Genomic DNA, 11,889 nt, shown 5'->3' on the forward strand with positions numbered 1-11,889 from the left:
TTCTATTCACTTCCCAAATATCGGTGGGAGCCTCGTAGGGTGGAAAACCCACACAGGTTTCCACCCATCGGCTGCGCGGTGGATGAGCTTTGCGTCATCCACCCTACAAAACGTCAAACTCGCTCAATAATGGTGGCGATGCCCATGCCACCACCTACGCACAGGGTGGCCAGGCCATAGCGCAACTGGCGCTTCTCCAGCTCATCAATCAGGGTGCCGAGGATGGCGCAGCCGGTTGCACCCAGCGGGTGGCCCATGGCGATGGAGCCGCCATTGACGTTGACCTTGTCCTCGCTGACGCCCATGTCCTTCATAAATTTCATCACCACCGAGGCGAACGCCTCGTTGACCTCGAACAGGTCGATGTCATTGACGTTCAGCCCAGCCTTGGCCAGTGCCTTGCGTGTGGCCGGTGCCGGGCCGGTGAGCATGATGGTCGGGTCGGTGCTGGTTACCGCCGTGGCGACGATGCGCGCGCGCGGCTTCAAGCCCAGTTCTTTGCCTTTGGACTCGGAGCCGATCAGCATCAGAGCCGAACCATCGACAATGCCCGAGCTGTTGCCCGGGGTGTGCACATGGTTGATTTGTTCAACATGGCTGTAAACGCGCAGCGCGGTGCTGTCGAAGCCCATCTGCCCCATCATCTCGAAGCTTGGTTTGAGCTTGCCCAGGCCTTCGAGGGTGGATTCACTACGGATAAATTCGTCGTGATCGAGCAGGACGATGCCGTTCTGGTCGGCCACCGGAATCAGCGATTTGCTGAACGAGCCGTCTTTGCTGGCGCGGGCAGCTTTTTGCTGGGAACGCAGGGCAAAGCTGTCGACGTCGGTGCGGCTAAAACCTTCAAGGGTGGCGATCAGATCGGCACCGATACCTTGCGGAGTGAAATGGGTGTGCATGTTGGTCGCTGGGTCCATCACCCAGGCACCGCCGTCGGAGCCCATGGGAATGCGCGACATCGATTCGACGCCACCGACCACCACCAGGTCCTCGAAACCGGAACGCACCTTCATCGCGCCGATGTTCACCGCTTCCAGACCCGAAGCGCAGAAACGATTGAGTTGCACACCCGACACGCTGACATCCCAATCGGCGACCATGGCGGCCGTTTTGGCAATGTCCGCGCCCTGATCACCCACCGGCGTCACGCAGCCGAGCACGATGTCATCGACCTGGCTGGTGTCCAGATTATTGCGCGCCTGCAAAGCCTTGAGCAGGCCGGCGATCAGGTCGACCGGTTTGACGCTGTACAACGCGCCGTCCTTCTTGCCCTTGCCGCGGGGCGTGCGCACGGCATCGAAAATATATGCTTCGGTCATGGCGTCCTCAGACCTCCAATGGAGGGTGGCTGATGGCGCAGGTGAGGCCCGCGCCTGTTTTTGTTGAGTGGGCCTACCATACGCCGCACCGGAACAGGCTCAATGACCGAAGTGCTCAGGCCTATTGACCGCTCAGCTCAGATAAACGGTCGAACGCTGGGTGAGTGCGTATAAGCCCGTCTAGCTCAAGGGCTGTTTATCGCTGACCGGTCGCGCTTCATAACCACCGGCAACTAGCCTGCCTTTCTTAGTAATCAAGGCGTCTATTGTCGCTACTGAGCCAGCCCTACAGTTGAATCAGGCCACTGGCACTTACTCCGCTGGTTGACCACTTTAGGCGTCGTCGCCGGGTTTTGCCGGGACGGCTTGAATGAACAACATGAGACGGGGCGCCGCATCCGCGTAGTACGCAGGAGCGCGACGACCTCGCCGCAAAAAACAACAAGGCCAATCGCCATGTTCAATCCCGTGAAGATGCGCCAGGCAGGCATGATCGTTTTTGCCACCACACTGATCCTGATCCTTCCCAACCTGACCCGACTGGTCAGCTAACCCTGAATCCTGCTGCGGCTCCATTCCCCACAAATGGTTCGCGTCCAGCCCCTGAAACCCTGCTCTGCCGGCCACCGTAGCGCGCGCCGGCAGCGGCAGCGCGTTTGCCAGCAGCGCGCACGCAAGGGCCTGTGCTAGGGTGATTTGCAATCACTTCAAGGAGCCCACCATGCGCACCCTACTTGCCACCGTCGGTCTGCTGCTTAGCCTGCCACTGCTGGCCGGCGAAGCCGAACTCAGCGCCGCCGTTGTCGCCCTGCAATCACCGGAAAGCGTGCTGATCGATGTGCGTACCGCTGAAGAGTTCGCTGCAGGCGCATTGCCTGGCGCAGAGCCAATCGACCATGAGCAGATCGCCAGCCGCATCAGCGCTCTTGCCCCGGACAAGGACACCCCAATCGTGCTGTATTGCCGCAGCGGTCGCCGCTCCAGCATTGCCGAGCAAAGCCTGCGCGCCATGGGTTATAGCAACCTGATCAACGCTGGCGGCTATGACGAACTGAAACTCGCCCTGGAAGCACAGGATTGAAGACGCGTGCACTCTGTATGGCCCTGCTCGGCTACTTAACCCTCTCTGACCTGACTGCAGCCGAGCTGACCCTGGAGCTGGGCAACGGCAGCCAGCGTCTGAGCAGCGCCCAGTTGCTCACCCACCCAAAGGCGCAAAACATCGAGATCCGCGACGACGTCAGCTACAAACGCAGCATGCACTACCGCGCCGTACCCTTGGCCGCGCTGCTGAACGGCTTACGGCCCAGTGATCACCTGCAGCTGGTGGCCAGCGACGGCTTTGCTGCCGAACTGTCTGCCGCTCCTGCGCTCAGCCAAACCGGCAGCCAGGCCTGGCTGGCCATCGAAGACCCGGCGCACCCCTGGCCTGCACTGGGTAACGGCAAACCCAGCGCCGGACCTTTCTACCTGGTTTGGCAAAACCCAGCCGCCAGCCAGATCGGTCCCGAACAATGGCCGTTTCAACTCGTCAGCATCCGCAAACTCGCCCCGGTGACGCAACGCTTCCCACAACTGCTGCCGGCGGCAGACGCCAGTCCGGCGGTGCAAGACGGTTTTGCCCAGTACCAGAAAAATTGCATGGCCTGTCATCGCCTGAATGGCGCCGGAGACTCACAATTCGGCCCGGATCTGAATATTCCGCACAACCCAACGGAGTATTTCAGCGGCGACTTTCTCACCCGCTATATCCGCAACCCCCAGAGCCTGCGCCGCTGGCCACAAGGCCAGATGCCGGGCTTCACGACCGAGTTGCTGAGCGACGAACAGCTCGGGGCATTGCTCGCGTACCTACGGCATATGGCTCAAAACAAAGTTCAACCTTAGGTTAAATCAGACGTAAACAAGTCCAATTGCTCATGCCTGCCACGCCAATCGTGCAAACGCACGCCAACCCCCAGAAGACGCACAGGTTTGTTACCGCGGGCAAACGCTGCGCTTAGCAAGCGCGTGTAACTGGGCAAGTCTCGGCTGGCTCCAGCCTGCTCCAGCGTGGTTTGGCTAAAGTCGTGGAACTTGATCTTGACGAAGGGCTTGTCAGGACGATAGCTCTCATCCAGCCGCAGCATACGAGTCGCCAACTGTTCCAGCAGTGCGGGAAGTTGCTGCAGGCACGCCGTCAGATCTGGCAGATCCTTATCGAAGGTGTTCTCCACACTGACCGACTGGCGCCGACTGTCGTTATGTACCACGCGCTCATCAATACCACGCGCCAACCCCCACAGCCGCTCGCCAAAGCTGCCGAACTCCTTGACCAACGCCAGCTTGTTCCACTCGCGCAGGTCGCTGCAGGTACGAATGCCCAACCGTCCAAGCTTGTCAGCCGTGACCTTGCCCACACCATGCAATTTAGTCACGGGCAGGCCGGCCACAAAATCCTCAACCTGATCTGGAGTAATCACAAACAGGCCGTTAGGTTTTCTCCAGTCGCTGGCGATCTTGGCGAGAAACTTGTTAGGCGCCACGCCCGCTGAAACGGTGATATGCAGCTCCTGCGAAACCCGCCGGCGAATATCCTGAGCGATGCGCGTGGCGCTACCCGCAAAATGCGGACTGTCGCTGACATCAAGATAAGCCTCATCCAGCGACAGGGGCTCGATCAGCTCGGTGTAATCGCGAAAGATCGCCTGAATTTCTCGCGACACCGCCTTATAGGCATCCATCCGCGGCTTGACGATTACCAGGTCAGGACACAACTTCAGTGCCTGCCCAGAGGGCATCGCCGAGCGCACACCATAACTACGCGCCTCATAGTTACAGGTTGCAATCACCCCACGCCGTTCAGCCGAGCCGCCTACCGCCAGCGGTTTAGCGGCCAGGCTCGGGTCATCGCGCATCTCGATTGCCGCGTAAAAACAATCGCAATCGACGTGAATAATCTTGCGGCTGTTCATCGCCCAATCAGCTGCCGCTTACTGTTCAGCCGCACTGACTGGCGCCGCAGGTTTTGCCTGCGGCGCGCTTTCATCCGGCTTACTGATGTAGGACTGAATGATCAGGATGACAATCAACATAAAAGCCGCAAGGGGTACCAGCTTGGTCTTGGGCGCCACAGCCGCCCCGCAACCGGGACAGGTCTTGTCACCGGTTGGCACCTGGGCACCACAGCTGTTGCATTCACTACTCATGGTGTCACTCCTCTTCAATGGCCACGGACTCTAGCCCAACCTCTAGGTTGTGGGCTACGCCGATAAACGCGCCAGGCTAGCAAGCAGGTTCGCTCTAAACCCCAGCGGGGGCTACCAGGCTAAGCGACTGAATAAAAAAGACTTCCATGAAATTTTAGGTTGACACAAAACTTTTTGCCGCTAGAATTGCCGCCGCGGGATGGAGCAGTCTGGTAGCTCGTCGGGCTCATAACCCGAAGGTCGTTGGTTCAAATCCAGCTCCCGCAACCAGATACTCAAAAAGGCCACTCAATCGAGTGGCCTTTTTGTTTCCGCAGCACAGCTATTTAAGTTATTGATTAAACGCCACTAATCAATTGACAAAAGACCATTGATGTATAGAATAGCCGGCGCGGGATGGAGCAGTCTGGTAGCTCGTCGGGCTCATAACCCGAAGGTCGTCGGTTCAAATCCGGCTCCCGCAACCAGATACTCAAAAAGGCCACTCAATCGAGTGGCCTTTTTTGTTTCCACCAAGTAAACAAGCTAAGCATTTGATTAAAAACACTATTTTGTTGACAGCACGCGATTTCCATATAGAATGGCCGGCGCGGGATGGAGCAGTCTGGTAGCTCGTCGGGCTCATAACCCGAAGGTCGTTGGTTCAAATCCAGCTCCCGCAACCAGATACTCAAAAAGGCCACTCAATCGAGTGGCCTTTTTGTTTGTGCGTGATTTAAGTGATCAGGCGCAACAAGGCTTTCGGCCAGCCTGTCTAAACTGGAGCCGATCCTCACTTACCGCCCCGGAGCCCACACCACCATGTCTTGGAAAAATACCGAATCACGTTACGGCAGCCTGTCCATCGCCTTGCATTGGCTGATGCTGATTCTGATTGCTGGCGTCTACGCCTGCATCGAACTCAAAGGCAATTTCCCCAAAGGCAGCGATACTCGCGAACTGCTCAAGCAGTGGCACTTCATGCTCGGCCTCGCTGTCTTCGCCCTGGTCTGGCTGCGCCTGCTGGCCCGTACAATCGCCCCAACACCGACAATCCAACCCGCACTGCCCAGCTGGCAAGCCATCCCGGCAAAACTGATGCACCTGGCACTCTACGGCCTGATGATCGGCGCACCGCTGGCCGGCTGGTTGATCCTCAGCGCAGCCGGCAAACCCATCCCATTCTTTGGCCTGGAGTTGCCACCCCTGGTCGGCAAAAACCCGGACCTGGCTGGCACGATAAAGGAATGGCATGAACTGGCCGGCAGCGCCGGATACTGGCTGATCGGCCTGCACGCCGCCGCTGGGTTGCTCCACCATTTTGTCGTGCGCGACAACACCTTGACGCGCATCCTGCCTAGCAAGCAGCCCTGACTCAGCCCCACAACCGACTCCATCAAGGCGACGCTCAGCGCTGGTCAATTGCCAGCGCCACCGCTAGAATTGCGCACTTTTTGATCAGAGGCGCGCCCAGCGCCCAGCATCCATCCGTACACGCCCGAGGTTAACGCCATGTCCACCCCCGCCACGCCGAAAGTCGGCTTTGTATCACTTGGCTGCCCCAAGGCCCTGGTGGACTCCGAGCGCATCCTCACCCAGTTGCGCATGGAAGGCTACGAGGTCGTGCCGACCTACCAAGATGCCGACGTTGTGGTGGTCAACACCTGCGGCTTTATTGACAGTGCCAAAGCTGAGTCCCTGGAAGTGATCGGCGAAGCGATCAAGGAAAACGGCAAGGTGATTGTCACCGGCTGTATGGGCGTCGAAGAAGGCAGCATCCGCGACGTACACCCCAGCGTGCTCTCGGTGACCGGCCCGCAGCAGTATGAGCAAGTGGTCAACGCCGTGCATGAAGTCGTACCACCGCGCCAGGATCACAACCCGCTGATCGACCTGGTGCCACCCCAGGGCATCAAACTCACCCCGCGCCACTACGCCTACCTGAAGATTTCCGAAGGCTGCAACCACAGCTGCAGCTTCTGCATCATCCCGTCGATGCGCGGCAAGCTGGTCAGCCGCCCGGTTGGCGAAGTGCTCAGCGAAGCCGAGCGCCTGGTCAAAGCCGGCGTCAAAGAATTGCTGGTGATTTCTCAGGACACCAGCGCCTACGGCGTGGACATGAAGTACAAGACCGACTTCTGGAACGGCCAGCCGGTGAAAACCCGCATGACCGAACTGTGTGAGGCGCTCTCCAGCATGGGCGTGTGGGTGCGCCTGCACTATGTTTACCCCTACCCGCACGTCGACGAGCTGATCCCACTGATGGCCGCCGGCAAGATCCTGCCGTACCTGGACATCCCCTTCCAGCACGCCAGCCCGAAAGTGCTCAAGGCCATGAAGCGCCCGGCCTTTGAAGACAAAACCCTGGCGCGTATCAAAGCCTGGCGCGAAATCTGCCCGGAACTGACCATTCGCTCGACCTTTATTGTCGGCTTCCCCGGCGAAACCGAAGAAGACTTCCAATACCTGCTCGACTGGCTGAGCGAAGCCCAACTCGACCGCGTAGGCTGCTTCCAGTACTCGCCGGTAGAGGGCGCGCCGGCCAACCTGCTCGACAACCCGGTACCCGATGACGTCAAACAGGATCGCTGGGACCGTTTCATGGCCCACCAGCAAGCCATCAGCACCGCCCGCCTGCAACTCAAGGTCGGCAAGGAAATGGACGTGCTGATTGATGAAGTCGACGACCAAGGTGCAGTCGCCCGCTGCTATGCCGACGCCCCGGAAATCGACGGCAGCGTGTTTATCGCCAGCACCAATCTCACGCCGGGCGAAAAAGTCCGCGTGCGCATCGTCGATGCCGACGAATACGACATGTGGGCCGAGCGGGTCTAATCCAACCGATATTGGCCCACCTCACAAAAACGCCCCGCATTGCGGGGCGTTTTCATTCAACGGCTAGCTCATCAACGGCTACACACGGAAACGGCTCACCATCATCTGCAATTGGTTACCCAAACGCGCCAACTCAACACTGGCACGAGCGGTCTCATCACTGGCACACGCCGTCTGCTCAGACACATCCCGCACGCTGATAATGCTGCGACTGATCTCTTCAGCCACCGCACTTTGCTGCTCAGCCGCCGCCGCAATCTGCTGATTCATCGACTGAATATTCGACACTGTACGGGTAATGCTTTCCAGCGAATCACCCGCGCGACGAGTCAACTCAACACTGCTGTCCGTCAGGGTACGGCTGCTCAACATGATGCTGGCCACCTGCTGCGTACCATTCTGCAGCCCAGCAACCAAGCCCTCGATCTCCTCAGTGGACTTCTGTGTGCGTTGCGCCAAACCACGCACCTCATCTGCGACCACCGCAAAACCTCGACCCGCTTCACCCGCTCGCGCCGCCTCAATAGCCGCGTTGAGTGCCAGCAGGTTCGTCTGCTCCGCCACAGCCTTGATGACATCCATGACACTGCCAATCTTCTGACTTTCTTGCTGCAGGGCACTCATGGCACCCGTAGAGCGCCCGACCTCATCAGCCAGACGCTCAATCTGAGCAATGGCCTGCGCCACCACCTTGTCGCCATTGCGCGCTTCAATATCAGCGTCAGTGGCCGCGCGAGACGCCTGCTCGGCATTGCGCGCAACCTCCTGCACCGTGGCGGACATTTCGTGCATGGCAGTGGCCACTTGATCGGTTTCACTTTTCTGGTTGTTGGCCCCCGCACTGGTCTGCGCGGTTACGGCGGACAGTTCTTCGGCAGCACTGCTGATCTGGCTGACCCCATCGCGAATCCCGCCAATCAACTCACGCAAGGTGCTGCCCATGCGCTGCACACCCTGCTGCAGCACACCCAGCTCATCCTGACGCACCACAACAGAACCCGGCGTCAGATCGCCACTGGCAATGCGCTCGACTTCCGACAAGGTTGCACGCAGCGGACGAATGATTTGCCGTGTGATCAACCAAGCCGCCAGCAGACCAAGTAACAAGGCCAACGCAGTAGCCGCCAACTGCAGGTAGCGCGCCGCCGCACTCTCGACGGCCAGGCGATCAAGCTGAAAGCTGTATAGCTCATCGCTGATTTTGACAATTTCAGCGCCCTGCACGGTCATTTCCTGACGCGTACGCGCAATGGCCTGCGTGGCATTACGCAGCGCCAACACCGCGTCCCGGTATTGCGCCAGCGTACGCTCAATCTGCAATACAGCGGCCTGCTGCGACCCGGCAAATGCCCGATCCAGATCCGCCAGCCCAGCCATGATCGCCTCAACCCCCTGAATCATTGCCGACTCATTACCGGGATTCGCATTATCACTGTAAAGACTGACCAGATGCTGAACCTGCAGCAGCTCCGCACGGCTATCAGTGATCGCCTGATACTGAACAAAACGCTGCGGATCAAACTCTGGCAACTGCACCACCCCGGCCATGATCTGGCGAATCTGTTCAACAGCCTCATCTGCCGTACGCGCCAACATGGCATTGGCAGCACTGACGTCTTTGTAGGCCGCTTTCATGGCATTCAGGGAAACTTGATAATCATCGTTAATGGCACCCTGCTGCTTGAGTAATGCCAAATTGACCGGGTTCTTGAACGACGCCTGCAATGCCTCCTGCTTGGCGATATAAGTACTCAGGGTCGACTGCAAACGCTCGGCCGTAGGCAAATCACCGTTGGCAATCATGTACTGCAAACGGGCAATGCGCAGGTTAGTGAGACTGCTGTTCAGGTAAGTGATGTCGCTCATCCAATTGGCGCGCTGAATCACGCTGCCCAAACCACTCCAGCCCGTCCAGGCCATCAGCACCGTCATCGCCAGCACAACACCAAAACCTATCAGCAACTTGCGGGTTACGCTGATATTGGCAAACCAGGTATTCATAAACGGCATATCTCCAACGTACGTATCAAAAGCCAAATCAGCAGCTGGAGTTATTGTTGTTGCAGCGCGTCTGGACAGAACCACCGAGGGCTCGGCGGAAAGATAGAAAGGAATCAAGCGCCAGGCTTAACCCGGACTGACAGCATGACGCCCAGCCAAGGCCGGGCGTCACATAAATAGCGCCAAAATTTTAACGCAGCCAATGCACGGAATAAACCTAACCCCCACACACTCGGCTCAACTCAGACCCTATCCAGCGGACTCAACACCGCAAGCCCACCACGATTGAGCACATGGGTATAGATCATGGTCGTTTTCACATCGGAGTGGCCCAGCAACTCCTGCACTGTGCGAATATCCTGGCCAGATTCCAACAAATGCGTAGCAAAGGAATGCCGTAACGTATGCGGCGTTGCCAGCTTCACAATACCGCTGCGCCTCAATGCAAACTTGAACGCGCGTTGCACGCGCTTCTCGTCCAAATGATGCCGACGCGATTTGCCACTGCGCGGATCAACCGAAAGTCCCGGGGCCGGAAATACATACTGCCACCCCCACTCCCACGGACCATTCGGATACTTACGCTCCAAAGCAAAAGGCAGATAAACATCACCACGCCCCATTTTCAGCTCAGCGTTATGACGCGCCCTGACCAACGCCAGGTGCTGCTTGAGCGGCTCAACCAGGCGACGCGGCAACACCGTCACCCGATCCTTCATACCCTTGCCATCGCGGACCAAAATTTCACCGCGCGGAAAGTCGACATCTTTTACTCGCAAACGCATTACTTCCATCAAGCGCATACCGGAACCATAAAGCAGATGCGCAGCCAACCCAACCTCGCCCTCTAAATTGCCCAATATTTGCTGCACCTCGGAAACACTCAACACAACCGGTAAACGGCTTGGCTTCTTTGCCCGCACCACATCACCTAACCAGGGTAAATCCAGCTTAAGGACCTGTTTGTAAAGAAACAGCAACGCCGCAAGCGCCTGATTTTGCGTTGAGGCCGAGACATTCTTCCGTAGTGCCAAATCTGATAGAAATGCCTCCACCTCTACCGCACCCATTTCTTGCGGATGCCGATAACTGTTAAAGCGAATAAAGCGCTTTACCCATTCGCAATAGACGTGTTCCGTACGAATCGAGTAGTGTTTCAGACGAATCTGCTCACGAACCTGATCAAGCAAGCGTGGCTTTCCATCCATGGTGGATAACTCCCCTTTCAGCCAATTCCTAGCAGCAACCCTCAGCCTAGACGGCACCACCGGACCGAACAAGAATGTTATCCACCAAATCCCAAAACACGTCACGACACCAATTGGTGTCTATTTATAGTTAGCCAATCGCTTTCAGCTTGTTTGGTTTTTAATCGCGTACATCCGCAATATCGCTCCACTGCTTTAGGCTTCACACAATTTCGAAAATTGTGTTTACTGAACCATCGCCGCCACCATCGGTGGCACGTCTAAATTGCGGTTCGCCAGCAACATCGAAACATAGGATTTATCGCGTTTCGCCAGGTTTATCGCGTAACGCGTTACAAGCAGGAATGCGGTGCTTCAATTTATGCGTACATCCGAGCGTCTAACAATTGGTTCAAATCGCTCGCTGTGCTCGCTGGGACGGGCTAAAGCCCGCCCCTTAACCAAACGTTAGCCAATCGCTTTCAGCTTGTTTGGTTTCTAATCGCGTACATCAGCAATATCGCTCCAATGCTTTAGGCTTCACACAGTTTCAATTTTTGTGTTTACTGAACCATCGCCGCCACCATCGGGGCACGTCTAAATTGCGGTTCGCCGGCAACATCGAAACATTGGATTTATCGCGTTTCGCCAAGTATTTCGCGCAACGCGTTACAAGCAGGAATGTGGTGCTTCAAATTATGCGTACATCCGAGCGTCTAACAATTGGTTCAAATCGCTCGCTGTGCTCGCTGGGACGGGCTAAAGCCCGCCCCTTAACCAAACGTTATGCACTTTAAGGAAATCCTGCATGGATGCAATTCTCAACAATCTCTCCGACTCATCGTGGTGGTTTAGCATTATCGCTTCAACTGTCATGGCTCTGCTATTAGCGAAAATTTTCACACACACGCCAAAGATAATTAAAAAATCACTACGCAATCTTATTGCTAGGCGCCAAAGAAAAATCAAGAACATACGCCGAAATCAAAGCCTGGTTAACTACCAGATCGCCAGAGCAAATTCTTATTTTCTGGTTTTTATAATAATTTGCTGTTTATATTCAGCCTGGCTTATTTCAGGCTCATTACTGGAAATAATTAAGACATCTGCCTTGTCAGCGACCATCCTGATTTTACCGATTTACATTTCAGAAATTGCCTGGTTAATTAACGATAACTATGCAAAAGAGCTAGCCAAATCCCGTGGTAAAATTGCATAACAATGCGCTCAAATCGCTCACTTCGTTCGCTGGGACGGGCTAAAGCCCGCCCCTTAGCTTAATCGTTAGGCACCCGTATGAAAGTTGACTGGGATAATGTTACGAAAATCCTATACGGCAAGAGCTGGAGCGACTATCCAGACTTCACATTTTTTTATTCC

10 protein-coding genes, 3 tRNA genes and 1 pseudogene are annotated in these 11,889 nt (G+C 56.6%); 8 read left to right on the top strand and 6 right to left on the bottom strand.

The features are described 5' to 3' along the window. Positions 1-113: 113 nt before the first annotated feature. A complete protein-coding gene (locus tag DBR00_RS12285) occupies positions 114-1,319 on the bottom strand; it encodes an acetyl-CoA C-acetyltransferase (protein ID WP_108489858.1) in 1,206 nt (401 codons plus the stop codon). Positions 1,320-2,040: 721 nt separating this feature from the next. Between DBR00_RS12285 and DBR00_RS12290 the strand changes: the two genes are divergently transcribed. Together DBR00_RS12290 and DBR00_RS12295 are read left to right on the top strand one after the other, a co-directional pair. Beyond that, on the top strand, positions 2,041-2,400 hold the full coding sequence (locus DBR00_RS12290) for a rhodanese-like domain-containing protein (protein WP_108489859.1): 360 nt from the start codon (positions 2,041-2,043) through the stop codon (positions 2,398-2,400). Positions 2,401-2,417: 17 nt separating this feature from the next. Next, positions 2,418-3,206, top strand: a complete 789-nt coding sequence (locus DBR00_RS12295; protein ID WP_108489860.1) for a cytochrome c — start codon at positions 2,418-2,420, stop codon at positions 3,204-3,206. Here the strand turns inward: DBR00_RS12295 and dinB are convergent. Both dinB and DBR00_RS12305 read right to left on the bottom strand, forming a co-directional pair. Next, complete coding sequence (gene dinB, locus DBR00_RS12300) at positions 3,203-4,273, bottom strand: DNA polymerase IV (protein ID WP_108489861.1); 1,071 nt, start codon at positions 4,271-4,273, stop codon at positions 3,203-3,205. The two genes, DBR00_RS12295 and dinB, sit on opposite strands and share 4 nt — an antisense overlap. A gap of 18 nt (positions 4,274-4,291) precedes the next feature. Further along, positions 4,292-4,507, bottom strand: a complete 216-nt coding sequence (locus DBR00_RS12305) for a zinc-ribbon domain-containing protein (protein ID WP_108489862.1) — start codon at positions 4,505-4,507, stop codon at positions 4,292-4,294. A gap of 193 nt (positions 4,508-4,700) precedes the next feature. Between DBR00_RS12305 and DBR00_RS12310 the strand changes: the two genes are divergently transcribed. The 5 genes from DBR00_RS12310 to rimO all read left to right on the top strand — a co-directional run bounded on the left by DBR00_RS12310 (position 4,701) and on the right by rimO (position 7,321). After that, positions 4,701-4,777: transfer RNA gene (locus DBR00_RS12310), tRNA-Met, on the top strand. 120 nt (positions 4,778-4,897) lie between these two features. Then, positions 4,898-4,974, top strand: a tRNA-Met gene (locus tag DBR00_RS12315). Positions 4,975-5,095: 121 nt separating this feature from the next. Then, positions 5,096-5,172, top strand: a tRNA-Met gene (locus DBR00_RS12320). 136 nt (positions 5,173-5,308) lie between these two features. Continuing rightward, entirely contained in the window at positions 5,309-5,860 is a 552-nt protein-coding gene (locus DBR00_RS12325; protein WP_108489406.1) for a cytochrome b, read from the top strand. Between the two features lie 138 nt (positions 5,861-5,998). Then, a complete protein-coding gene (gene rimO, locus DBR00_RS12330) occupies positions 5,999-7,321 on the top strand; it encodes a 30S ribosomal protein S12 methylthiotransferase RimO (RefSeq protein WP_108489405.1) in 1,323 nt (440 codons plus the stop codon). Between the two features lie 78 nt (positions 7,322-7,399). On the opposite strand, the gene DBR00_RS21495 is transcribed toward rimO, so the two are convergent. From DBR00_RS21495 to DBR00_RS12340, 3 genes and pseudogenes are all read right to left on the bottom strand, one after another. Next, positions 7,400-8,263: a methyl-accepting chemotaxis protein gene (locus DBR00_RS21495; RefSeq protein ID WP_371920657.1), complete on the bottom strand. Its 864-nt coding sequence runs from the start codon at positions 8,261-8,263 to the stop codon at positions 7,400-7,402. Then, positions 8,255-9,331, bottom strand: a pseudogene (locus tag DBR00_RS21500) (methyl-accepting chemotaxis protein); the annotation flags it as partial. The pseudogene DBR00_RS21500 and the gene DBR00_RS21495, both read right to left, overlap by 9 nt. A gap of 233 nt (positions 9,332-9,564) precedes the next feature. Next, positions 9,565-10,530 (bottom strand): integron integrase, encoded by a 966-nt coding sequence (locus DBR00_RS12340; protein ID WP_108489403.1) that lies wholly within the window; start codon positions 10,528-10,530, stop codon positions 9,565-9,567. Between the two features lie 787 nt (positions 10,531-11,317). Between DBR00_RS12340 and DBR00_RS12345 the strand changes: the two genes are divergently transcribed. Further along, on the top strand, positions 11,318-11,728 hold the full coding sequence (locus tag DBR00_RS12345; RefSeq protein WP_108538064.1) for a hypothetical protein: 411 nt from the start codon (positions 11,318-11,320) through the stop codon (positions 11,726-11,728). Positions 11,729-11,889: the final 161 nt, after the last annotated feature.

It is taken from the genome of Pseudomonas sp. HMWF032 (genome assembly GCF_003060885.1).
Lineage (GTDB): Bacteria > Pseudomonadota > Gammaproteobacteria > Pseudomonadales > Pseudomonadaceae > Aquipseudomonas.